The sequence below is a fragment of the Pseudoalteromonas sp. P1-25 genome (assembly GCF_001401805.1).
Classification (GTDB): Bacteria; Pseudomonadota; Gammaproteobacteria; order Enterobacterales; family Alteromonadaceae; genus Pseudoalteromonas.
In genome coordinates this window covers 1-223 of the sequence record NZ_LKDW01000140.1, presented here as the reverse complement: position 1 = coordinate 223, position 223 = coordinate 1, and the positions used below count along the sequence as shown (strand labels likewise).

Below are 223 nucleotides of genomic sequence, written 5' to 3'. Positions count from 1 at the left end.
CGGGTCATTAGCTCAGTTGGTAGAGCAGTGGACTTTTAATCCATTGGTCGATGGTTCAAGTCCATCATGACCCACCATTCTTTATTAAGCTAAAGAGTGGCTAAATCGGCGGATTTACGCAGCTTACTTAATAGAGTAAGCACACAGAGCGGGTCATTAGCTCAGTTGGTAGAGCAGTGGACTTTTAATCCATTGGTCGATGGTTCAAGTCCATCATGACCCA

At 44.8% G+C, this 223-nt stretch carries 2 tRNA genes; both read left to right on the top strand.

Annotation, left to right across the window (positions count from 1 at the left end):
* The first annotated feature begins 1 nt into the window (after nt 1).
* Nucleotides 2-77, top strand: a tRNA-Lys gene (locus AN393_RS19905).
* 73 nt (nt 78-150) lie between these two features.
* Nucleotides 151-223: transfer RNA gene (locus tag AN393_RS19900), tRNA-Lys, on the top strand.